This is a genomic window from Streptomyces sp. NPDC005483 (assembly GCF_040606035.1).
Taxonomy (GTDB): domain Bacteria; phylum Actinomycetota; class Actinomycetes; order Streptomycetales; family Streptomycetaceae; genus Streptomyces.
Genome location: NZ_JBEXEA010000011.1, coordinates 128712 through 151045, shown reverse-complemented (window position 1 = coordinate 151045; position 22334 = coordinate 128712). Strand labels below are relative to the sequence as shown.

22 protein-coding genes are annotated in these 22334 nt (G+C 71.5%); 14 read left to right on the top strand and 8 right to left on the bottom strand.

Annotated elements, in window-relative coordinates; genetic code table 11:
- Positions 1-54: 54 nt before the first annotated feature.
- Entirely contained in the window at positions 55-1191 is a 1137-nt protein-coding gene (locus ABZT06_RS22425) for a histidine kinase (protein ID WP_355743455.1), read from the top strand.
- Here the strand turns inward: ABZT06_RS22425 and ABZT06_RS22420 are convergent.
- On the bottom strand, positions 1082-1729 hold the full coding sequence (locus ABZT06_RS22420; protein WP_355743453.1) for a response regulator transcription factor: 648 nt from the start codon (positions 1727-1729) through the stop codon (positions 1082-1084). The genes ABZT06_RS22425 and ABZT06_RS22420 overlap by 110 nt on opposite strands.
- A 57-nt stretch (positions 1730-1786) precedes the next feature.
- Positions 1787-2740 carry a LysR substrate-binding domain-containing protein gene (locus tag ABZT06_RS22415; protein ID WP_355743450.1) on the bottom strand — a complete coding sequence of 318 codons (954 nt, stop codon included), beginning with the start codon at positions 2738-2740 and terminating at the stop codon, positions 1787-1789.
- An 84-nt stretch (positions 2741-2824) separates the two neighbouring features.
- On the opposite strand from ABZT06_RS22415, the gene ABZT06_RS22410 reads away from it, so the two are divergent.
- Positions 2825-3655 (top strand): oxidoreductase, encoded by an 831-nt coding sequence (locus ABZT06_RS22410; RefSeq protein WP_355743448.1) that lies wholly within the window; start codon positions 2825-2827, stop codon positions 3653-3655.
- An 8-nt stretch (positions 3656-3663) separates the two neighbouring features.
- Here ABZT06_RS22410 and ABZT06_RS22405 read toward each other — a convergent pair whose 3' ends face one another.
- Positions 3664-4296 (bottom strand): SMI1/KNR4 family protein, encoded by a 633-nt coding sequence (locus tag ABZT06_RS22405; RefSeq protein WP_355743446.1) that lies wholly within the window; start codon positions 4294-4296, stop codon positions 3664-3666.
- Between the two features lie 143 nt (positions 4297-4439).
- Between ABZT06_RS22405 and ABZT06_RS22400 the strand changes: the two genes are divergently transcribed.
- The 8 genes from ABZT06_RS22400 to ABZT06_RS22365 all read left to right on the top strand — a co-directional run bounded on the left by ABZT06_RS22400 (position 4440) and on the right by ABZT06_RS22365 (position 12025).
- Positions 4440-4631 (top strand): hypothetical protein, encoded by a 192-nt coding sequence (locus ABZT06_RS22400; RefSeq protein ID WP_355743443.1) that lies wholly within the window; start codon positions 4440-4442, stop codon positions 4629-4631.
- Between the two features lie 733 nt (positions 4632-5364).
- Positions 5365-6654 carry a DUF4190 domain-containing protein gene (locus ABZT06_RS22395; RefSeq protein ID WP_355743440.1) on the top strand — a complete coding sequence of 430 codons (1290 nt, stop codon included), beginning with the start codon at positions 5365-5367 and terminating at the stop codon, positions 6652-6654.
- A gap of 147 nt (positions 6655-6801) precedes the next feature.
- The gene (locus ABZT06_RS22390) at positions 6802-7554 is read left to right on the top strand and encodes a GntR family transcriptional regulator (protein WP_355743437.1); all 753 of its coding nucleotides are present in this window, start codon (positions 6802-6804) and stop codon (positions 7552-7554) included.
- Positions 7555-7868: 314 nt separating this feature from the next.
- Positions 7869-8060 (top strand): SPOR domain-containing protein, encoded by a 192-nt coding sequence (locus ABZT06_RS22385; protein ID WP_355743434.1) that lies wholly within the window; start codon positions 7869-7871, stop codon positions 8058-8060.
- Positions 8061-8085: 25 nt separating this feature from the next.
- Complete coding sequence (locus ABZT06_RS22380; protein ID WP_355743432.1) at positions 8086-8568, top strand: (deoxy)nucleoside triphosphate pyrophosphohydrolase; 483 nt, start codon at positions 8086-8088, stop codon at positions 8566-8568.
- A 95-nt stretch (positions 8569-8663) separates the two neighbouring features.
- Positions 8664-9071: an ATP-binding protein gene (locus ABZT06_RS22375; RefSeq protein ID WP_355743429.1), complete on the top strand. Its 408-nt coding sequence runs from the start codon at positions 8664-8666 to the stop codon at positions 9069-9071.
- A gap of 16 nt (positions 9072-9087) precedes the next feature.
- Positions 9088-9297, top strand: a complete 210-nt coding sequence (locus ABZT06_RS22370) for a hypothetical protein (RefSeq protein ID WP_355743426.1) — start codon at positions 9088-9090, stop codon at positions 9295-9297.
- A 100-nt stretch (positions 9298-9397) separates the two neighbouring features.
- Complete coding sequence (locus tag ABZT06_RS22365) at positions 9398-12025, top strand: SpoIIE family protein phosphatase (protein WP_355743423.1); 2628 nt, start codon at positions 9398-9400, stop codon at positions 12023-12025.
- Here ABZT06_RS22365 and ABZT06_RS22360 read toward each other — a convergent pair.
- Entirely contained in the window at positions 12022-13410 is a 1389-nt protein-coding gene (locus tag ABZT06_RS22360; protein ID WP_355743421.1) for a hypothetical protein, read from the bottom strand. The two genes, ABZT06_RS22365 and ABZT06_RS22360, sit on opposite strands and share 4 nt — an antisense overlap.
- 88 nt (positions 13411-13498) lie before the next feature.
- Between ABZT06_RS22360 and ABZT06_RS22355 the strand changes: the two genes are divergently transcribed.
- Genes ABZT06_RS22355 through ABZT06_RS22345 form a run of 3 tightly spaced genes read left to right on the top strand, consistent with a single transcriptional unit; the run spans position 13499 to position 15921 of the window.
- Positions 13499-14578, top strand: a complete 1080-nt coding sequence (locus tag ABZT06_RS22355; protein ID WP_355743418.1) for a hypothetical protein — start codon at positions 13499-13501, stop codon at positions 14576-14578.
- Positions 14579-14623: 45 nt separating this feature from the next.
- Complete coding sequence (locus ABZT06_RS22350; protein WP_355743415.1) at positions 14624-15592, top strand: phosphotransferase; 969 nt, start codon at positions 14624-14626, stop codon at positions 15590-15592.
- 5 nt (positions 15593-15597) lie between these two features.
- Positions 15598-15921, top strand: a complete 324-nt coding sequence (locus ABZT06_RS22345) for a hypothetical protein (RefSeq protein WP_355743412.1) — start codon at positions 15598-15600, stop codon at positions 15919-15921.
- On the opposite strand, the gene ABZT06_RS22340 is transcribed toward ABZT06_RS22345, so the two are convergent.
- From ABZT06_RS22340 to ABZT06_RS22325, 4 genes are read right to left on the bottom strand one after another with little or no spacing between them, the layout of a single operon-like run.
- A complete protein-coding gene (locus ABZT06_RS22340) occupies positions 15902-16672 on the bottom strand; it encodes a succinate dehydrogenase/fumarate reductase iron-sulfur subunit (RefSeq protein ID WP_355743409.1) in 771 nt (256 codons plus the stop codon). The genes ABZT06_RS22345 and ABZT06_RS22340 overlap by 20 nt on opposite strands.
- Positions 16669-18603 carry a fumarate reductase/succinate dehydrogenase flavoprotein subunit gene (locus ABZT06_RS22335; RefSeq protein ID WP_355743407.1) on the bottom strand — a complete coding sequence of 645 codons (1935 nt, stop codon included), beginning with the start codon at positions 18601-18603 and terminating at the stop codon, positions 16669-16671. The genes ABZT06_RS22340 and ABZT06_RS22335 overlap by 4 nt, the downstream gene beginning before the upstream one ends.
- Positions 18604-18620: 17 nt before the next feature.
- Positions 18621-19457 carry a hypothetical protein gene (locus ABZT06_RS22330; protein WP_355743404.1) on the bottom strand — a complete coding sequence of 279 codons (837 nt, stop codon included), beginning with the start codon at positions 19455-19457 and terminating at the stop codon, positions 18621-18623.
- A gap of 19 nt (positions 19458-19476) precedes the next feature.
- Positions 19477-19767, bottom strand: coding sequence for a hypothetical protein (locus ABZT06_RS22325; protein WP_355743401.1), 291 nt, complete (start codon positions 19765-19767; stop codon positions 19477-19479).
- A gap of 299 nt (positions 19768-20066) precedes the next feature.
- Here ABZT06_RS22325 and ABZT06_RS22320 point away from each other — a divergent pair, with 299 nt between their 5' ends.
- Positions 20067-22310 (top strand): ABC transporter family substrate-binding protein, encoded by a 2244-nt coding sequence (locus ABZT06_RS22320; protein WP_355743398.1) that lies wholly within the window; start codon positions 20067-20069, stop codon positions 22308-22310.
- The last annotated feature ends 24 nt before the right edge of the window (positions 22311-22334 follow it).

Sequence of the window (22334 nt, the reverse complement as noted above, 5' to 3'; positions counted from 1 at the left end):
GGAAGGCTCTACAAGGGTGTTCCAGTGGCATGGGTGGCGGTTTGCGCTGTCTGCGTGCTTCAGGCCGGGGTCGCACTCAACGGCTTGATTGAAATGTTGACGGTCGGAGCGCGGGGTGCGGCCTTCGTCGCATGGGCGCTGTGTATTCCGGCCATGATCGGGCTGCAGGCGCTGCACAGCCCGCCGACCGCCAGGAGACTCCGCCGGTTCTCGGTGTGGACGCTGGTCCTGCAGGGCGTTCTGACCTACCTGCCCTGCCTGGCCTTTCACACCCTGTGGCCGGGGATGGGGGGCTTCGTCGCGGGAGCGGGGGCGGCCGGCCTGCGTGGCCGGCGGGGGACCGGTGCGTTCCTCACGGTGCTGGTGGTCGACACCTCGGTGAGCTGGAGGGACGGCGTTCCTTACACGGAAGCGGCGGTGGGCCTGGTCGTGACCCTGGTGGTGGGGCTGGCCGTCGCCGCGTTGCTCCGGATCGCGTGCCGGCTCGACTGGATCTGCCGAGCGGAGGCACAGGCCGTCCGCAACGCCCTGCAGGACGAACGGCTGCGGATAGGGCGCGACATGCACGACCTCCTGGCGAGCCGGCTGGCCTTCGCGGCCATTCGCGGGGAGCTGGCCAACCGCCACCTGGGCCGGCAGAACGAGCGGGCGCGTTCCGAGTTGCGGAGCCTGCTGGGCCTGACCCGGGAGGTCCTGGCCGATATGCGCTCGATGGCCCATGAATTCGGGACCCTGTCATTACGCTGCGAACTCGACAACGCCCGGTCTCTGCTGGAGAGCATGGGTGTGACGGTTAATGTCCGCGAGGAAACCGCCATTCCCTACGGAGAAATTCAGAATCTGTTCGCCGCCGCGGTGCGGGAATCGGTGACCAATATTCTGCGGCACAGCGAGGCCACCCAGTGCACGATCGTTCTGCGAAGCAAGGGCGAAACAATACTGCTGTCCGTGCTCAACGACGGGACACACGGCACTCACCGCTCGGCGTCCACCGGCCAGGGCCTTGCCAATCTGGCGGCACGCGCGAGCGAACTCGGCGGCCGGTGCCGCGCGTGGACTCCCAGGGAGGGGCGCTTCCTGGTCACTGTGTCATGTCCAGCATCGGCGTCGACCGATCGGCGGGAGGCAGCCATCCCGCCTGCCGTGCAATGCGCACCGCGTCCAGACGGCTTCGCGCACCAAGCTTCGTGAGGCAGTTGCCGAGGTAGTTGCGGACCGTGCCGACCGACAGCCGGACCGTGTCCGCGATGTCCGACACGGTCTGGCCCTCCGCGGCCAGCCTCAGCACCTCCGTCTCCCGCGGGGTGAGCGGGTTGGCGCGGCTCTCCCACGCCGCCAGCATGAGCTCGGGTGCGATCACCCGCTGCCCGGAGGCCACCTTCCTGATGCCCTCGGCGAGGGCGTCGGGAGCGGCGTCCTTCATCAGATAGCCGCTGACCCGCAGTTCCACGGCCGCGCGCACGGTGGAGGCGGTGCTGAGGCTCGTCAGCAGCAGTGTGCGGCAGGACGGAAGGTGCTCATGCAGCTCGGCGGCGACCTGGAGCCCGCTCGTGTCGGAGAGATTGACGTCCAGCAGAGCGACATCCGGGCGGTGCCGCAGCGCGAGGGGGAGGACCTGCGCGCCTTCACCGGTGTCCGCGACGACCTCCACATCGCTTTCGAGGCCGATCAGTTCGATGAGTGCTGCCCGGATGAGATGCTCGTCGTCGGCGAGGAGCACGCGTATCACTGGGCCTCCAGCAGTCAGGCGAGGGCCCGTCCGGTCGCACGGGCCGTACGCGTGAGTCTATGCACCCGGCCTCGAGCGCGGCCTGAGCATGCTTCGGCCCTCGGCACCGGGATCCGTCACCCGCAGGCACGCCTCCACATACGCCCGCACCAGCGGTCTGTCGTCCCCCTTCCGCCACGCCAGCACATACCTGCTCGGCCCGATCCCGCGCACCGGCCTGGTGACCACCCCGCCCAGGGTGATCAGGGGGGCGTTGCCGGCGGCCACCAGGCAGATGCCCAGGCCGGCGACCAGGGCCTCGTACGTCTCCTCGGTGCCCGCGATCTCCGCGCCGACGCGGGGCGGGCGGCCTGCCCGTTCGTCGACGGCGAGCCAGAAGTCGCGCAGGGGGCCCGCGCTCGGCGGCAGGGCGAGGAACGGTTCGTCGGCCAGGTCGGCGAAGTCGACCTCCTCGCGGGCGGCGAGCGGATGGCTCTCGGGGAGGGCGACCAGGCGGGGTTCCTCGGCGACCACGGTCCACCCGTAGCGCTCCTCGCCGGGCAGCGGCAGCCAGACGAACGCGACCTCCGTCGCACCGTCCGCCAGCCCCGCGGCCGGGTCCTGCCAGCCCATCTGCCGTAGCTGTACGACCGCCTCCGGATGCGCGGCCGTGAAGCGGGAGCGGATCGCCGGGAGCAGACCACCGCGGCCGGGGCTGGTGCTCATGCCCACCACCAGCGTGCCGCGCCCCACCGCCCGGGCCGTCGCCATCGCGGCATCCGCCGCCGCCCAGGCCGCCAGCACCTGCCGGGCGTGCGGCACCAGTGCCTCACCCGCCTCGGTGAGCAGCACGCCCCGCGCGTCCCGCCGGAACAGCTCCACGCCCAACTGCCGCTCCAGGGCCCGGATCTGCTTGCTCAGCGCGGGCTGCGACACGTACAGCCGTTCGGCCGCGCGCGTGAAGTGCAGCTCCTCGGCCACGGCCAGGAAGTAACGCAGGTCCCGTACATGGACGTCGGTCGTCATAGCCATCGGTTATCACCGTGGGTCTTGGACGGGCAACCGACTTTCCCAGCAGGCTGGTCGGCGACACAGACGGTGCAACGAGGAGTCGTCATGAACAAGGTCTGGCTGATCACGGGCGCGAGCAGCGGGTTCGGGCGGGCGATCGCCGAGGCGGCGCTGGCCGAGGGCGATGTCGTGGTGGGCGCGGCCCGCAGGCCCGAGGCGCTGGAGGACCTGGTGGCCGCCCGTCCGGACCAGGTGGAGGCGCTGCGCCTGGACGTGACCGACACGGCCGCCGCGGAGGCCGCCGTACGGGACGTGGTGGCCCGGCACGGCCGGATCGACGTGCTGGTCAACAACGCGGGCCGCACGCATGTCGGCGCCTTCGAGGAGACCACCGAGGACGAACTGCGCGAACTGTTCGACCTGCATGTCTTCGGACCGGCGGCGCTGACGAGGGCGGTGCTGCCGGCCATGCGCGAGCGGCGTTCGGGCGCGATCGTGCAGATGAGCAGCATGGGCGGGCAGATGTCCTTCGCGGGCTTCTCGGCGTACAGCGGGACGAAGTTCGCGCTGGAGGGCATGTCCGAGGGGCTCGCCGACGAGGTGCGGGAGTTCGGCATCAAGGTGCTGATCGTGGAACCGGGCGCCTTCCGTACCTCGCTGTTCGACGCGAGCCGTGCGGGAGTCAGTGCCGACAGCGGGGTCTACGCCAAGGTGAGCGAGACCCGCGGGTTCGTCTCCGGCGGCGACGGCACCCAGGCCGGCGACCCCGCCAAGGCGGCGGCCCTGATCCGCGCCGCCCTCGACGCCGAGGAGACCCCGCTGCGACTGCCCCTCGGCGACGACGCGGTGACCGCCGTACTCGGCCACCTCGACGGCGTCCGGGCGGATGTCGCCGCCTGGGAGAAGCGCACGCGGGTCACGGGCTTCGACGACTGAGTGTCAGGTCAGGTCAGGTCGAGTCGGATCGTCGTGCCGTCCGGGGCCCCGTGGACCCGCTGGGCGACCGGCCCGCGGATGCGCATCGCGGTGACCGCGTCCTTGACCACGAGGTTGTCGAAGTCGTAGCCGCCGCCACCGACGAAGAACTGCCGCGGCACCAGCCGTTCGGTCGGCTCCAGCGCGCCGTTCTCCTGCTGGAAGGCGTAGGCGAAGGAGGCGGCGGCGTTGACATCGGGGTCGGCGAGGAGCCATGCCGCCCAGGACTCCAGACTGTCGCCGAGCTCGGTGACGTCGGCGGTCTCGGGGTCGAAGCAGACCACCTTCTCGCCACCGACCACGGCGAACTGGGTGCCGAAGATGTCCTGCCCGAAGCAGAACTGGTCGTCGGCCAGACCGCCGTAGGTGTCCTTCCAGGCCGCGTCGGAGTTCCAGTGGAGCATGTCGTGGCCGAGACCCTCCTCACCGACCCGGAAGACCTGCACCCCGGCGTTGAACAGGAAGAACCCGTTCATACGGGAGATCAGCCGCCCGAGCTCGGCCAGCGGACCGGTCTCGAAGCCGAAGTCGAGAGCGATCGCCGGGCCCATCGGGCCCCGGGCCCGGCCGAGGAGCTGCTCCAGTGCGCTGTCGGTGGTCATGCGTTGGTCTCCACTGCCTCGGGGCCGATCGGTCGGGTCGGACAGCGGGCACGTACCCGCTCGCTCGCGACCGACCGCACAGCGGGCTGGAGCACGGGAGCGTCGGGGATCGCGTCCCACTTCGCCTACGGCCACCACCGCCCGTGCGCCGCCCGCAGCATGCTCTCACCTCGCACGATGTTCCCGTAGGCGCGCTCGAAGCCGTTGACCTCGGCCAGGGCCTGCCGGACCACCCGCTCCTGCCCGGCGTCCAGCGTGCCGAAGTCCCGCTCGACGAGGGCGGCGCCGATGACCCCGTGCCGTCGAGCGCGGCGGTCCCCACCGCCGGCACCTGACTCGGCGTCATGGCGCGCCCCAGAGCAGCAGATGGCCGTCGACGCCGTTGCCGCCGGGCACCTTCGCCTCGGTGATCCGGCCCTCCGGCCGCGGCCGCCACCCCGACCCGGTCGAGCCGCACGCTCCGGCGGTTCAGGCCGCGCAGGGTGCGGTTCTGCCAAGGCCCCGGGGACGGCCGTGGCGGACCCACCTCGAAGGGTCGCCCACGTGGTCCGCAGAGGCTGGCGCGCTCGCCTGCACCAGCTCGGTGTCGTCCCGCGCTGCACGGGCATCTGCTCGATCAAGCCGCCCGTCCGCTTCGCCACCCAGGCGTTCATCTCCCGCTGGTCGAGGTCGGGATCGCCGGTGAGGGCCCCGTGTGTGGGTGGGCAGCCCGGCCTCCCACTCCTCGCGCGTCTCCAGCGTCCGCTTCGCCGAGTCCAGCGCCTCCGTGTGGGCCGGCTCCCCGAGCAACTCCCGTGCCGCCGCGGCCGCTTGCTCCGCGGGCGCCCCGAGCGCCCGTGCCGGCTCGCCCGCAGTCCGTGCCCTGCGCCCCGTCGATCAGGAAGGCCGGAAGGCCGGCAGCGGCCACACTCCGGCGGTCGACACCACGGTCCCCCGGGAAGGCACCCCCGCCCACCGTGCCGTGAGCGCACCCGTGATCGGCATTCCACCGCCGCCCACCCCGCGCATACCATGCGCCCTGTCGCACGTCAGTTCCCCGCCACTGCCTGAACCAGGAGCACGGTACCCGTGTCCATACCCCCGCCCCCTGGGCCCCACCAGCCCGACCCCGCCCAGGGGCCACCCCCGGCCCCGGACCCGTACGGGCCGCCGGCGCGGGGACAGCAGCCGTATGGGCAGCAGCCGTACGGAGAGCAGTCGTACGGGCAGCAGGCGCACGGACAGCCGTACGGGCAACCCTATGGTCCGCCCTACCGGACCTGGGGGCAGGGCTACAGCCCCTACGCCCGCCCCTCCTCCGTCAACGGCCTCGCCGTCGCCTCCCTGGTGCTCGGCGTCCTGTGCTGCTTCCCGGCCGTGGGACTGGTGCTCGGCGTGATCGCGCTCGCGCAGATCAGGAAGAAGGGCCAGTCCGGCAAGGGGCTGGCGATCGCCGGGTCGATCCTGTCCTCGCTCGGACTCGCCCTGTGGGTGACGGTGCTCGCCACCGGCGGGCTCTCCAAGGCGTGGGACGGGTTCAAGAAGGGCGCGACGGAGAGCACGGCCTTCTCGGTGGTCAGGGGCCAGTGCTTCGACGCGCCGGGGGAGTCCCTCGAGGGCCTGACCTACGACGTCGACGAGGTGCCCTGCGCCGGTGAGCACGACGGCGAGGTGTTCGGCGAGTTCACGATGACCGGCGGCTCCGCCTTCCCGGGCAACGACGCGGTCTCCGACGCCGCGGACGAGAAGTGCCATCCGCTCCAGGACACGTACGCCATGGACACCTGGGCGCTGCCCCAGAACGTCGACGTGTACTACTTCGGCCCGACCCGGCAGAGCTGGCGCCTCGGTGACCGCGAGGTCACCTGCATCTTCGGCAACACCGACGACAACGGGACCCTGACCGGCTCGCTGCGCGCCGACGGGACCACGCTCGACACGGACCAGATCTCCCTCCTCAAGTCCCTCAACGCCCTCGACACCGTGCTGTGGGAGGAGCCCGAGGACTACCCGGAGGACGACCTGGCGGGCTACCGGGACTGGTCGCGGGACGTCCACGACAGCCTCGCCGAGCAGATCGAGGCCCTGCGCGCGCACTCCTGGCCGGCCAAGGCCGACAAGCCGGTGGCGGCCCTGGTGAAGGACATGGAGGACGCGCGCGACGAGTGGGCGAAGGCGGTCGTCGCGGCCGAGGACGACGACGTGGACGCCTTCTACACCCACTACGACAAGGGCTACGACTACGTCGACGGCCCCAGCACGGTCACCGCACGCAAGGCTCTGGGGCTGGCCACGAAACGGCCGACGTACGACGAGGACCACGGCGACGGGAGCGGCGACTCGGGTGGCGGCACCGGCGGCGGCGAACTCGATGTGTGATCGCCGCCATAGCGGGGAGAAAGTGCCTGCGTAAAGCCCCCCACCGGAACATGTCATCACATCGAGTGATTCTCTGGCCTTTGCTTGCAAGGTCGAACCCACGGTTGCCACGCTGTTGCTGTCTGTACAACCTGATGGGAGCGGCCAGTGACTTTCGGTGAGCAGCCGGCGTATCTGCGTGTCGCGGGTGATCTCCGCAAGAAGATCGTCGACGGTTCGCTGCCACCGCACACCCGCCTGCCGTCCCAGGCCAGGATCCGCGAGGAGTACGGCGTCTCGGACACCGTCGCGCTGGAGGCCCGCAAGGTGCTGATGGCCGAGGGCCTGGTCGAGGGCCGCTCCGGTTCCGGGACGTACGTCCGCGAGCGGCCGGTGCCCCGCCGTATCGCCCGCTCCGGCTACCGCCCGGCCTCCGGCGCCACCCCCTTCCGGCAGGAGCAGGCCGACGGGGAGGGGCGCGGCACCTGGGAGTCCAGCAGCCGGCAGACCGAGGCCTCGGTGGCCATTGCCGAGCGACTCGACATCCGGCCCGGCGACCGGGTGATGTGCACGAAGTACGTCTTCCGGGAGGCCGGTGAGCCGATCATGCTCTCCACCTCCTGGGAGCCCCTCGCGGTCACCGGGCGCACTCCCGTGATGCTCCCCGAGGAGGGCCCCCTCGGCGGCATGGGCGTGGTCGAGCGCATGGCCGCCATCGACGTCGTGGTGGACAACGTCACCGAGGAGGTGGGCGCCCGCCCCGGCCTCGCCGAGGAGCTGCTCGCCCTCGGGGGTGTCCCCGGGCATGTCGTCCTCGTGGTCCACCGCACCTACTACGCCTCGGGCCGCCCGGTGGAGACCGCCGACGTGGTCGTTCCGGCCGACCGCTACGAGGTCGCGTACCACCTTCCGGTGAAGTAGCGCGCGCCCCTGGGAAGTTGCCCGGGGTGAACAGTCAACGCACCCACAGGCGAACGCCGTTCGAATCCGGCCGTTCTCGCAGGTCGACACCGCTGTTTCGGAGGCGTGCCCGACGGGAGTCGTCGCCGTCCACCGGGGGCGTGTTCATCGGCGCGCGCCCCCTGCCGGAGGAGTCCGTCCTGGCTGGTTGCGTACCTCTTTGTGAAAACGCGTGTTCGCTGCGTAAAGGTTGGGCGTAGGCTCGGGCATATGCGGAGTGCGGTTTCCTTATCGGGTGGGGCCCGACGCAGGTCGGGAAGGGGCGGTGGGGCGCAATGAACGACGGCACGATCACTCTTCCCTGGCTCGTCATACGGCAGGACGACAACGGCAATCGCTACCGCGTGGGCAGGTACGCGACCCGGGCCGAGGCACAGAAGATCGCCGACAGCCTCGATGCCCGCGGCCACAAACAGCTCTACTGGGTCGAGCGCATCGGCCCCGACGGCGCGAGTTCGGCCGACTGACGGAGCCTCCCGTAGGCTCCGGCGCATGACGGAACGGATCGTGGTGGTGGCCGCCGCCCTCTGGGACGGCGACCGCCTCCTCGCGGCCCGCCGCAGCGCCCCGCCGGAACTGGCCGGCCGCTGGGAACTCCCGGGCGGCAAGGTGGAGCGGGGGGAGTCGGCGGAGCAGGCGTTGTCCCGCGAACTCCACGAGGAGCTGGGCGTGGAGGCGGAGGTCGTGGAGCGCGTCCCGGGTGAGTGGCCCCTGAAGCCCCCGTACGTCCTTCAGGCGTGGAGGGCCAGCCTTCTCCCGGACTCCCCGGACCCCAAGCCGCTGCAGGACCACGACGAACTGCGCTGGCTGACACCGGAACAGATCTGGGACGTGCCCTGGCTCGACCAGGACGTGCCGGCGGTGCGGGAGGCGTGCAGGGGTGCGGGGCTGTCTCGGTGGGCGGCTCCGCCGCGGGGCGCGACAAGCCGCGACGCGCCCGCACCCGCCCCACAACAGGGACCCCCGGGCTCGTAGAACCCCTACTTACGCCATTCGGCACGGTACCGCCCCCGCAATATCGGGTATGTGCCCCTTAACCCCACGAAAGCGGACATGGGCTGGCCCGGGATGTGATCGGCGTGATCGACACCGAAGGCGACTGCGCCAAGTGGACTTTCCCGGCGGACCCGGGCGCCGTGCGCGCTGCCCGGGCGGCCGTGCGGAACCGGCTGGCCGCCTGGAACCTCGACGGCCTCGCCGACATCGCCGCCCTGCTGGTCAGCGAGCTGGTGACCAACTCCCTGCGGCACGCCACCGGCCCCATCGGCGTCCGGCTGGTCCGTCCCGAAGGGATCGGCGGCGTCCTCCTGGTCGAGGTCTCCGACCCCCTCCCCGACCCGCCCCGCGAACGCGTCGCCGACCTGGACGACGAGAGCGGCCGCGGCCTGCAACTGGTCGCCCACGCCGCCCACCGCTGGGGCACCCGCCCCGGCACGACGGGCAAGACCGTCTGGTTCGAACTCTCGATGCCGGGATGAACAGGACCTGATCGCGGTGAAGAACCCCGAGAACCCCGAGAACGCCGAGAACGCCCGAAACGCAAAGAACCCCCAGAACGTCTGTACGACACCCCGCTCGCTGTCCATCGACTGGTTCAGGCCAGTGGCGGTTGTCGGCAGACGTGATTCGACGCCGTGTCCGCTGGTTAGAAGACTGGGAGTGTTGTCGCAGCCCGGACCGAAAACCGTCGGGATCGTGCTGTGATCGTGAACACCGTGTTGTGCGGCGCCGTAGTGCTGGATACTGCGGGCAGCCGCCCCCGGTGACCGGTACCGGACGCGGTGAGCTGGAGGGGACGGTTCGCGTGAGCGAGATACCAGCGAAGGCCACGGAGTCGAAGGACCCGTCGGACGGCGCGAGGACGCAGGCCGCGGATGCGGCCGTGGAACATGTCCGTCACGGTGACGGTCCGTCCGGTGACGCCATGTGGCAGAGCAGCCCGCCCGGCTCGATCTACGACTACATCAAGGTCGCGTCCTTCTCCATAGGTCCCGACGGCCTGGTCGAGCAGTGGAGCCTGCGCGCCGAGCAGCTCTTCGGTATCTCCGCCGAGCACGCCGTCGGCATGGACCCCATCGAGGCCTTCATCGACCCGGACCTGCGCGCGCAGGGCCAGCGCAAGATGGCGGAGATCCTGGACGGCCGTGAGTGGACCGGAGTGGTCCCCTTCAGGGTGCCCCCGTCCTCGGCCGACGGCGAGTGCGGCCGGGAGGGCCTCGCCGAGGTCTACGTGATGCCGACGCGGACCGAGGAGGGCGAACAGGCCGCCGTCTGCATCGTCGTCGACGTGCGCACGCTGCGCAGCATCGAGACCGACCTCGCCGCCTCGCAGGCGATTTTCGGTCAATCTCCCTTCGGATTTGTGCTGATCGACCCGGACCTGCGGGTTCGGCGCGTCAACTACCGTTTCGCCTCCCTCTTCGGGGGCAACCCGGACGATCACCGCGGCAAGGGCGTCCACGACTATCTGCCGCGCCCCGAGGCCGAGCGGGTCAGTGCGACCCTGCGCCGGGTCCTGGAGACCGGTGACTCCATCACGGACATGCACGTCACGGGCTTTCTGCCGGGCTCCGACGAGCGCCGCCACTGGTCCATCAACCTGTACCGGGTGCGCAGCGGGTCCGGCCGGCCCATCGGCATCGCCTGGCTGGGAACCGACATCACCGCCCGTCGCGCCGCCGCCCGTGAGGCCGCCGCCGCCCGGCGCAACCTGGCCCTGCTGAACGAGGCCGGCGCCCGCATAGGCAACTCGCTCGACCTGGAGACCACGGCCCGGGAACTCCTCGACGTGGTCGTCCCCGGCTTCTGCGACCTGGCCACCGTCGACCTCTACCAGGGCCTGCTGGCCGGCGACGAGACCCCGCCGGGGCTCGCCGACGGCAGCGCCCAACTGCGCCGGGTCGCCTTCGCCAGCGCGGTCTCCGACGCCCCCTTCGCCGGCTCCGGCGCCCCCGTCTCGGTCGGCGCGGTCCACCACTACCCCTTCAACTCGCCCTGCGCGGACGCCCTGCGCACCGCCCGCCCGCAGTACATCCCGGCCGAGGAGGGCGGCCTCGTGCAGTCCACGCTCGCGGTGCCGATGGTCGCCCACGACACCGTCGTAGGACTCGCGCAGTTCTCCCGGACGAAGGGCAGCGAGCCGTTCGGGGACCGGGACCGGGATCTCGCGGTGGAGCTGGCGGCGCGGGCCGCCGTCTGTATCGACAACGCCCGCCTTTACCGGCGGGAGCACGAGCGGGCGCTGATGCTGCAGCGGTCCCTGCTGCCGCCCGGCGACCCGGTCGCCTCCGGACTGGACATCGCCTGCCGCTATCTGCCCGGCAACTCCTCCGCGGACCGCCCCAGCGAGGTCGGCGGCGACTGGTTCGACGTCATCGAACTGCCGGGTCACCGTACGGCGTTGGTGGTCGGCGACGTGATGGGCCGTGGTCTGCGGGCGGCGGTGGCGATGGGTGAACTCCGCTCGGCGGTGCGCACCCTGGCCCTGCTCGACCTCGAACCGGCCGAGGTCCTCTCCGCGCTGGACGAGATCGCCCGCGGTCTCGGCGCCCCCGGCGGGGTCCAGCAGGCCACCCGCGCGGCCCGCCGCCCCCGCGAGGCGGACCTGTCCGAGGTGTACCTGGCGACCTGCGTCTACGCCGTCTACGACTCGGTGACCCGCCGCTGCACCTTCGCCAACGCCGGCCACCTGCCGCCCGTGCTGGTCGAACCCGGCGAGGACGCGCTGATGCTCGACGTGCCGCCCGGCATGCCGCTCGGCGTCGGCGGCGAGCCCTTCGAGGAGGTCGAGGTCGAACTACCCGAAGGCGCCCTGCTCGCGCTCTACACGGATGGACTGGTCGAAAGCCGCGATCACCCCCTCGACGAAGGTCTCCAGGCGTTCGTCGGCGCGCTCACCGACCCCTCCGCCCCGCTGGAGGACGTCTGCGACCACGTCCTCAACACCCTCGACACCCACCACGGCGAGGACGACATCGCCCTGCTGATGGCGCGTGTCCAGGGCCTGCCCGCCGGGTCCGTCGGCGACTGGACCCTGCCGCGCGAGCCGCGCAGCGTGGGCCGGGCCCGCGAGTACGCCCGCGGCCAGCTGCTCAGCTGGGATCTGGAACCGCTGGTCGACACCACGGAACTCCTGGTCAGTGAACTGGTCACCAACGCCCTGCGGTACGGCGAGGGCGACATACGGCTACGGCTCCTCCTTGACCGCACCCTGGTCTGCGAGGTCTGGGACTCCGGCCTCGTCCAGCCGCGCCGCCGCCGCGCCCGCGACACCGACGAGGGCGGCCGGGGCCTGCAACTGGTGGGCCTGCTCAGCGCGGCCTGGGGCTCCCGGCGTACCCCGCGCGGCAAGACGGTGTGGTTCGAACTGCCGTTGCCGGACGGGGAGAACGGCATGGTGGACCCGGCGGAGGCGTTGCTGAGCCTTTTCTAGGCGGGGTGCCCGCGCAGGCGTACGTCCCGTTCGGCGAGCTCACGTGCCTCGCGGGCCAGGACGTCCGCCCGCGGGAGATCGTCGGTCAGCCGCGCCTGTGACAGCAGGAGACGGGGCGCGGCACCGACCGCCTCGCGGTGGACGGTGACGTAGTCGTCCGCCGCGGCCACGGACTCCCGGGCGAGCAGCAGCGCGGCCACCGCGAGCACCCCGGACCGGCCGGTCGCGAGCGGCGCGGTGGCGTGCACGATCCGGCGCAGGACGCCGAGCGGGTCGTACGGATTCCCGGACGTCGTCTCCTGTCGTACGGCCGCCAGGACCGCGTCGGCGTGCAGGAGGCGGGCGTAGGTGTCGCCCTCGTACGCGGTGGCGTCGCGGAAGGGGGCCAGTTCCGCCTCCGCGCCCGTGAGCGCGGGCGGGATCAGCCGGGCGGCCTCGGTGAGCGCCGAGCGCAGCCGGGCCACGGCCGTCACCAGCACGTCCGCCCGGGCGATCGCGGTCTCCGCCGCGCGGAGGTGGTCGGCCGCCTCGTCCGTCCGGCCCACGGCGGTGGCCTGGTGGGTCTGGTTGAGGTGGACGGTGGCGGTGACCAGGCTGTCCTTGGCCAGCTCGACATACCCGGTGACGGAGTCGTCCGTGAGCGCGGTCTCCGCCTCGGCCGTGCGGGCGGTCAGCTCACGGAACCGTGTCTCGGCCGACGCCAGGGCCGCGGCGGGGTCGCGGTCCAGCCCCCGCAGCGCGCTCAGGCTCTCCGCCGCGCCGGTCAGCCGTCGCTCGGCCTCCTCACAGCGGCCCACGACCCCGGCGAGGGCGGCCGCCTCCTCCGGTACGCCTTCCTCGTAGCGCCGCCGTATCGCGCAGGCGGCCGCCAGTTCGGCCTCCGCCGCCTCGGCCGCCCCGGTGAAGGGGGCCATCGCCTCGGGACCCGGGCCCGATCCGGCCTCGGCGAAGACGAGTTCCTCGCGGAGGGCGCGGAGACGGTTGTCGGCGTCGACCAGCGCGGCCCGGGACCGGCCGTCGAGGTCGGCGAGCGGGGGCGCGGCGGCGGGGGAGGGGTACGCGCCGACGTGGGTCGTGCCGGCGGCCGCAGGTGTCGTACGGCTGCGGGTGCGGCGTATCCGGCGGACGGAGCCGTAGACGGCGAGGACCACCACGACGGCGAGGGCGGCCACCGGCAGGACGAGGTCGGTCCCGGAGGACTCGTCCTCGGCGGAGGCGGCGGCGCTGACCCGGGCCCCTGCAACCGGAGCGTCGTCATTGATCGTCATCCACGGCAACACCAGCCACACGACCCCGGCCACCACGCCCAGCAGGCCATGCGCCACCCGCGCGGATATGTGCGAGCGGCCCCGCCGCGGTCGGCCCCGGATCAAGGATGGCGTCACGTTTCGGAGCGTATGGGCCGGAATGCGGTGGCGCGAGCGGGGCGGGACGGGCGGGGGTACGCGAGCGGACGGGGAGCGGATGTCAAAGGTGCGGGACACGCAGGCCGACGGGGGCGACGGGCACGACGGGGAGGCGGCGAAGGAGGCACCGGCGCCGGGGCCGAGGCGTCGCCGCCGGCTCCGGCGGTGCGTGCTCGGGCTCGCGCTCGTCGTCCTCGTCCCCCTCCTGACCGTCGCCGCCGCTCTCCGCCTCAACTACGCCGGCAACCCCGCCGACGGCACCCGCACCCGCGGCAAGGACGCGCTCTGGCTCGGCCACGCCTGGGTGGACGGCCGCAAGACCGACTCCGACGTCAGGGCCCTCGCCCGGCGCCTCCGAAACTCCGGGATCCGGGACCTGTACGTCCACGCGGGCCCCCTGGAACACGACGGCAGGCTGCCCGCGCCGGCGTATCCGAAGGCGGCCTGGCTGATCGGCGCCGTACACAAGGCAGCCCCCGGCATCCGCGTCCAGGCCTGGCTGGGCGACAAGCTCGCCACGGAGAGCCCGGACGGCATGCGCCTCGCCGAAAAGGACACCCGCGCCGCCGTCGTCCGGTCCACCCGGCAGATCCTCACCGCCGGGTTCGACGGCGCCCACTTCGACCTGGAACCCCTGCACTCCGGCGACGAGCACTACCTCGACCTCCTCGACACCCTCCACGGGGTCACCCGCGCCCGAGGCGTCCCCCTCTCGGTCGCCGCCCACCAGATCGACCCCCTCCCCGCACTGCACTCCGTCGCGGGGACGCTCGCCGGGCACCCCAAGTGGTGGTCGCAGTCCTACTTCGGCCAGGTCGCGCGCCGGGTCGACCAGATCGCGGTGATGTCGTACGACACGAGCACGCCGCTTCAGAGCCTGTACGGCGGCTATGTCGCCCAGCAGACCTCCCTGGCCCTGGAGGTCACACCCGACTCCACCGACCTGCTGATGGGCCTGCCCTTCTACCGGGAGAACAACTTCGACCACTGGGCCCACGCCGAGACCGTCCCCGCAGCCGTCCGCGGCGTCCGCCTCGGCCTCTCCCGCACGGACGCGGCCCGCACCAACTTCGGCGTGGCGCTGTACGTCGACTTCGCGGCGACGGAGACGGACTGGACGGCGTACGAACGGGACTGGGTCCGCTAGAAAACCACCTGCGCTCCGGGACACCGCACTGCGACCATCTGCCGAGTGACCAGCACCCGCAGACATCTCGGCCGCGGCGACCTCGCGCCTCTTGCCCGGGCGGCGACCGGTCGCTCGCTCACCGCCGTCGACCGCCTGCGCGGCGGCACCAAGAAGGGCGTCTACCGACTGGTCCTCGACGACGACACCACTGCGGTGGCCTACGTCTGGTCGGCCGACGAGGACTACTGGGACGCCGGCCCCTCCGACCCCCGCGATCCCTTCTCGGCCGGTACGAGTCTCGACGTTTTCACTGCTGCCCATGACCGGCTGGTCCACGCAGGCGTCCGCACCCCGCGCCTCCTGTACGCCGACACCACCAGGGATGCCGTCGTCGTCGAGGACATGCGGGGCGGCAGTCTGGAGGACGCCCTGGAGCGGGACCCGGCCGCCGGACGCGCGGCCCTGCAGCGGTTCGCCGCCGAACTCGCGACCCTGCACACGCAGGAGGGCCCTGCCTTCGGCAAGGTCGCCCTCGTCGACAACGGCGGTACCTCGTCGTCGAGTTCGGCGACCGGGCGCGTCACCGAGGGCGCCCTGCGCGACATCGAGGAGACCGCCGTACGCGACGAACGGATCGCCGTCGTACGGGACGACCTCGCTGAGACTGTACGGCGGCTCGCGGCGGCCGTCCGGCCCCGCGCCCGGCACACCCTGATCCACGGCGAACTCGGCGCCGACCACGTCCTGTTGGACGACCAGGGCCGGCCCGCCCTCATCGACATCGAAGGGCTCATGTACTTCGACGTCGAGTGGGAGCACGTCTTCCTGCGGATCCGCTTCGGCCCCCACTACGACGCCCTCGGCGTCCCCGACCTGGACGAGGACCGGATGCGTCTCTACCGCCTCGCCATGCACCTCTCCCTGGTCGCAGGCCCGCTCCGGCTGATCGAGGGCGACTTCCCCCACCCGGAGGGGATGCGGCAGATCGCCGAATCCAACCTGGTCAGGGTGCTGGAGCTCGTGGGACGATGATCGGCATGCACTGGGTACTCATGGGGCTCGCCCTGCTCGCCATGACGGTGGTCGCGGTGGGCGGTGTCGCGGGGATCGCGACCGGCTGGGTCATGCCGTGGGGCCGGTCCAGGGTTCTGCGGCCGAGGCTGTGGGGTTACGGATCGCTGGTCACCGCGGTCGGAGCAACGGTGTGGATCTTCCTGGGCCCCATGGCCGGCCCGCCGCACGCCCCGTCGGCGTACGTGGCGTGGGCCGGCTGGGTCATGTTCATGGCAGGCCTGCTGATCCAGTTCCGGGCCCAGCGCCCCGGCCGCGCTGCCAGGGACGCTACGAAGACCTCCTCCTGATCTTCGACCCCAGCCACACCAGCGGGTCGTACTTGCGGTCGACGGCCCGTTCCTTCAGGGGGATCAGCGCGTTGTCCGTGATCTTGATGCCCTCGGGGCACACCTCCGTGCAGCACTTGGTGATGTTGCAGTAGCCGAGGCCGTGCTCGTCCTGGGCCGTCTTCTTGCGGTCCAGGCCGGTGTCCTCGGCCGCGTCCAGCGGGTGCATGTCCAACTCCGCCACCCGCATGAGGAACCGCGGGCCCGCGAACGCGGTCTTGTTCTCCTCGTGGTCGCGCACGACATGGCAGGTGTCCTGGCACAGGAAGCACTCGATGCACTTGCGGAACTCCTGCGAGCGGTCCACGTCCTCCTGCATCATCCGATACTCGCCGGGACCCAGATCGGAGGGCGGCACGAACGCCGGGACCTCGCGCGCCTTCTGGTAGTTGAAGCCGACGTCGGTGACCAGGTCGCGGACGACGGGGAAGGCCCGCAGCGGAGTGACGGTGATCGTCTCCTCCGGGGTGAACACCGACATGCGGGTCATGCACATCAGCCGGGGCCGCCCGTTGATCTCCGCCGAGCAAGAACCGCACTTGCCCGCCTTGCAGTTCCAGCGGACGGCGAGATCGGGCGCCTGGGTGGCCTGGAGGCGGTGGATGATGTCCAGCACCACCTCGCCGTCGTTGACCTCGACCTTGAAGTCCTCCAGGCCGCCGCCCTTCACATCACCCCGCCACACCTTGAAGTGGGCCGTGTAGCCGCTCATTCGTACAGCTCCTCTTCGGCGAGGTACTTGACCAGCTCCTCCTTCTCGAAGAGGGCGAGCAGGTCGGCGCGGATGGGGTCGGTGGTCTCGCGGGTGAGGTCGATCTGGCCCCGGACCGGGTCCGTGGCCGCCAGCCCGCCCGTCGGGTCGGTCAGTCGGCACAGCAGGTTGATCCGGCGCCACTCGCGGTCCATCGCCGGATGGTCCTCGCGGGTGTGGCCGCCGCGCGACTCGGTCCGCTCCAGCGCGGCCCGGGCCACGCACTCGCTGACCAGCAGCATGTTCCTGAGGTCCAGGGCGAGGTGCCAGCCCGGGTTGAACTGCCGGTGCCCCTCGACCCCGGCCCGCCGGGCCCGCACCCGAAGATCCGCGAGCTTCTCCAGGGCCCGCTCCATCTCGCCCTCGCGGCGGATGATGCCGACCAGGTCGTTCATGGCCTGCTGGAGCTCCTGGTGCAGGGTGTAGGGGTTCTCCGGAGGTCCTACGGCGGGCTCGGCGCCCTCCGCCGAGAAGGGCCGCAGCGCCTCGGCCGCCGCCGCGTCGACCTGGACCTCGTCCACCGGCGGACGTGCCGCCGCGAGCCCGGTCGCGTACTCCGCCGCGTGCCAGCCCGCCCGGCGTCCGAACACCAGCAGGTCGGAGAGCGAGTTGCCGCCGAGCCGGTTCGAGCCGTGCATGCCGCCGGCCACCTCACCGGCCGCGAAGAGTCCCGGCACCCCGCGCGCGGCCGCGGTGTCCGACTCGACCGCGACACCGCCCATCACGTAGTGACAGGTCGGTCCGACCTCCATCGGCTCCGCCGTGATGTCGACGTCGGCCAGCTCCTTGAACTGGTGGTACATGGAGGGCAGCCGGCGCCGGATGACCTCGGCGGGCATACGGGTGGACACGTCCAGGAACACCCCGCCGTGCGGGGAGCCACGGTCCGCCTTCACTTCGGCGTTGATGGCCCGGGCCACCTCGTCGCGGGGCAGCAGCTCGGGCGGACGCCGGTTGTTGTCCGGGTCCTCGTACCAGCGGTCGCCCTCTTCCTCCGACTCGGCGTACTTCTCCTTGAAGACGTCCGGGACGTAGTCGAACATGAACCGCTTGCCCTCGGAGTTGCGCAGCACCCCGCCGTCGCCGCGCACCGACTCGGTGACGAGGATGCCCTTCACCGACGGCGGCCAGACCATGCCGGTCGGGTGGAACTGCACGAACTCCATGTTCAGCAGGGGCGCGCCCGCGAGCAGCGCCAGCGCGTGACCGTCGCCGGTGTACTCCCACGAGTTCGACGTCACCTTGAACGACTTGCCGATGCCACCGGTCGCGATCACGACGGCGGGCGCTTCGAGGACGAAGAAACGGCCGGTCTCACGGTCGTAGGCGAAGACACCGGAGACCCGCGACCCGTCCTTGAGGACCCGGGTGACCGTGCACTCCTGGTAGACCTTCAGGCGGGACTCGTATTCTCCGGTCTCCTTCTTGTCCTCCTGCTGCAGCGAGACGATCTTCTGCTGGAGGGTGCGGATCAGTTCGAGGCCCGTGCGGTCGCCGACGTGGGCGAGGCGCGGGTACTCGTGGCCGCCGAAGTTGCGCTGCGAGATCCGCCCGTCCTTCGTACGGTCGAACAGGGCGCCCCAGGTCTCCAGCTCCCAGACCCGGTCCGGGGCCTCCTGGGCGTGCAGCTCGGCCATCCGCCACTGGTTGAGGAACTTCCCGCCGCGCATGGTGTCGCGGAAGTGGACCTGCCAGTTGTCGTTCGAGTTGGCGTTGCCCATGCTGGCCGCGATGCCGCCCTCGGCCATCACGGTGTGCGCCTTGCCGAACAGCGACTTGCAGATCACGGCCGTACGGGCGCCGCGCTCGCGGGCCTCGATGGCGGCGCGGAGACCGGCACCCCCGGCGCCCACCACGACGACGTCCCATTCCTGCCGGTCGACCACGGACATCAGAAGGCACCTTCAATCTAGAAGAAGCGCGGATCGTCGAAGGCGCCGGAGGCGACCAGGAACACGTAGAAGTCGGCGAGCGCCACGCTCACCAGCGACGCCCAGGCCAGCTGCATGTGGCGGGCGTTGAGCTTCCCGACGAACTGCCAGGCCCGGTAGCGCACGGGATGCTTGGAGAAGTGCTTGAGCTTGCCGCCGACGATGTGCCGGCAGGAGTGGCAGGAGAGGGTGTACGCCCAGATCAGCGCGATGTTGACCAGGAACACCAGGGTGCCGAGGCCCATGTGGCCCCACTCGTACCTCTCGTTGCGGAACGAGAGCACGGTGTCGTAGGTCAGGATGCCGGCGACCAGGATCGCGGCGTAGAAGAAGTACCGGTGGATGTTCTGCAGGATCAGCGGGAAGCGGGTCTCACCGGTGTACTTCTTGTGCGGCTCGGCCACCGCGCAGGCCGGCGGGGACGCCCAGAAGCCCCGGTAGTAGGCCTTGCGGTAGTAGTAGCAGGTCAGGCGGAAGCCGAGCGGGAAGATCAGGATGATGATCGCCGGGGAGATGCCCCACCAGCCGCCGAAGAGCTCCCAGTTGGGGCCGTGGCGCATGGGCGCGCAGCGCTCGGCCAGGCAGGGGGAGTAGAACGGCGAGACGTACGGGGCCGCGTAGTAGTCCGTGTCGGCGAACGCCCGCCAGGTCGAGTACACGATGAAGGCGAGCAGCCCGGCGGCCGTGGCCGCGGGCGCCAGCCACCAGCGGTCGGTGCGCAGGTGCGGGGCGTCGATCGCGGCGCGCGTACCGGTGCGTACGCCGCCGCGGACGCTATGGGATTCGGTGTCGGGAGGTTCCGTACCAGTGGCCAACGCTTGACTCCGGTCGGGTTCAGGGGGCTCGGCGGTCGCGGGCACCCAGTCCCTCGTCGTCCGAGTCCGTCCACAGGGTGTTGTCGTACGGGGTGTCGGAGATGGAGACGAGATCCGGGCGGCGGGCCTTGGCCAGCGCGGGGTCGGTCTCCCTCAGCAGCGCGAGGCTCTCGCGCAGCCGGTCGGCGTCGATCCGGACGCGGCGCATCTCCAGGCCGCCGCTGCCCAGCTGCTGCTCCAGGCGCTTGACGTACCTGAGCACCTCGTCGAGCGAGCGCTGGGCCGCTGCCAGTTCATCGTGCACGGACATGACGTGACCTCACTTCCGTGGGCGGGGTTGCCCTGGACGGGAACGGTCATGCGCCTGCGAGTGTTGCGCGTCACACCTGCCGGTGTGAAGGGACGTGCATGGATTGGCGGATCGTGTGCCTCCGTGCGCGCCCCTCGTGCGCCGTCGATTGCGCCGCACGGGTGGGCTTCCCGGTTGTTGTCGCCGTGTCGCCGTCCGTTGCCGAACCCTTTCCTCTTCAGTGGCCGCAATAGATGTGATCAGCTCCATATACCGCCAAAAGTGATCATAACGCCCGCGGCTCCCGGAGGTAAGCAGAGATGTCCCACAACGGCGTCGGACTGCGCGCGGTCACGCGCTCGGTCGCCTTCCTCACCGCGGGCGCGCTCGCGGTCACCGCGCTTTCCGCGTGCAGTTCCGACGAAAAGGCGAGCAAGCCGCTCGCGGAGCAGGACATCGCGCCCGCCGCCCGCGACCAGGTCGCCGATGGCGGCACCCTGCACTGGGCGGTGGACGCCGTGCCGGAGACCCTGAACACCTTCCAGGCGGACGCGGACGCGACCACCACCACCGTCGCCCAGGCGGTCCTGCCCTCGATGTACCGGCTCGACGCGAACGGGCGGCCGCAGATCAACCCCGACTACCTGGAGTCGGCCAAGGTCGTCCAGACCGAGCCCAAGCAGGTCGTGCTGTACAAGCTGAACCAGCAGGCGGTGTGGAGCGACGGCCGGGAGATCGGCGCCGCCGACTTCGCCGCCCAGTGGCGCGCCCTGTCCGGCAAGGACTCCGCGTACTGGACCGCCCGCAACGCCGGGTACGAGCGCATCGACAAGATCGAACGCGGGGCCAACGACCTCGAGGTCCGGGTCACCTTCGCGCGGCCGTACGCCGACTGGCGCTCCCTGTTCTCGCCGCTGTACCCGAAGGACGTCATGGGCACCCCGGACGCCTTCAACGACTCCGCCCGCAAGAAGCTCAAGGTCACCGCCGGTCCCTTCCAGCTGAAGAAGGTCGACCGCAAGGACGACGAGGTCACCCTCACCCGCAATCCGCGCTGGTGGGGCCACCCCGCCAAGCTGAAAGAGATCGTGCTGCGTGCCGTCCCGCGCGACAAGCGGGCCACCGCGCTCGCCGCCGGCGCGATCGAGCTCGCCGAGATCGACCCGGAGACCCTCGGCCGCATCAGCCTCGCCGCCCACGCGGGAGTCAAGGCCGGCAGCAGCCCGCTCGCGGGCCCGGACGGACTCCCCGGCCACCGCTCCGGCGGCAACCTGGGAGCCGCCGACGCCCTGCGCTCCCGGGCCGTCGCCCACGGGGACGACGAGGAGGCCGCCGACGAGGAGCTCAGCGCCCGGCAGAAGGAGCGCAGGGCGCTCGCCGCGTACGCGCGTGAGCAGGCGGCCCTCAAGGGCTTCGAGGTGCGCAAGTCGCTGGAACCCGCCTACACCCAGCTCGCCCTCAACGGCGCCTCGGGGCCACTCGCCGACGAGCGGGTGCGCCGGGCCGTGGCCCGCGCCATCGACCGCAAGGCGCTGGCCGGCGTCGTCCTCTCCCCGCTCGGGCTGCCCGCCGTGCCGGTCGGCAGCCACCTCGCGCTCTCCGGCCAGGACGCCTACGCCGACAACAGCGGCGCCATCGGCGGCCCGGACGCCAAGGAGGCCCGGGCGCTGCTCGCGGACGCCGGGTGGGTGCCCGGCGGGCCGGTCGAGAAGGAGAAGAAGAAGGAGAAGGGCGGGAAGGCGGCGGGGACCGAAGGCAAGAAGGCCGGACGGGACTCCGCGGCCGGGGACGACGGGTCGTACATCGTCGGCGAGGACGACAAGAGCGCTGACAGGAGCGACGACAAGGACCCCAGGGACCACCGCAAGGGCGCGGACGGCCCGCACCATCTCGCCCAGGACGGCAAGCAGTACGCCAACAAGCTGAACCAGGGCGGCGCGCCCGGGGCGTACGCCCCCAAGGGCACGGCGGCTCCCGCGGACGCGGCGACCAAGGTGCTGGCCAAGAACGGCAAGGCGCTCGCCCTGCGGTTCGTGCTCCCGTCGGGACCGGGGTCCGAGACGCTGCGCACGGTGGCCGACCGGATCTCCTCGATGCTGACGAAGGTCGGCATCCGGACCGAGATCTCCAAGGTCTCCGACGCGAGCTACTTCAAGGACCACATCGCGTCCGGGGAGTACGACCTCGCGCTGTACTCCTGGCCCGCGTCCGCCTTCCCCGCCACCGACGCCCGCCCGATCTTCGCGAAGCCGGTGCCGGCCGCGGACGGGTCGCTGAACGTGGAGCAGAACTACACCCGGGTCGGCACGGACCAGGTGGACCAGCTGTTCGACCAGGCCGTCGCCACGCTCGACGAGGGGAAGAGCCGGAGCCTGATCCGCAAGGCCGACGCCCGGATCTGGGCCGCCGCCGGATCCATCCCGCTGTACCAGCGCCCCCAGCTGACGGCCGCCAAGAAGGACGTGGTGAACGCCGGTTCCTTCGGATTCCAGACGCCGGTCTACGAGGACATGGGCTTCCTGAAGAAGGGCGCGAAGCCGGCGGCCGGCCCCTCCGGCGGCTGAGCCGGGCGAGCCCCCACCCAGGAG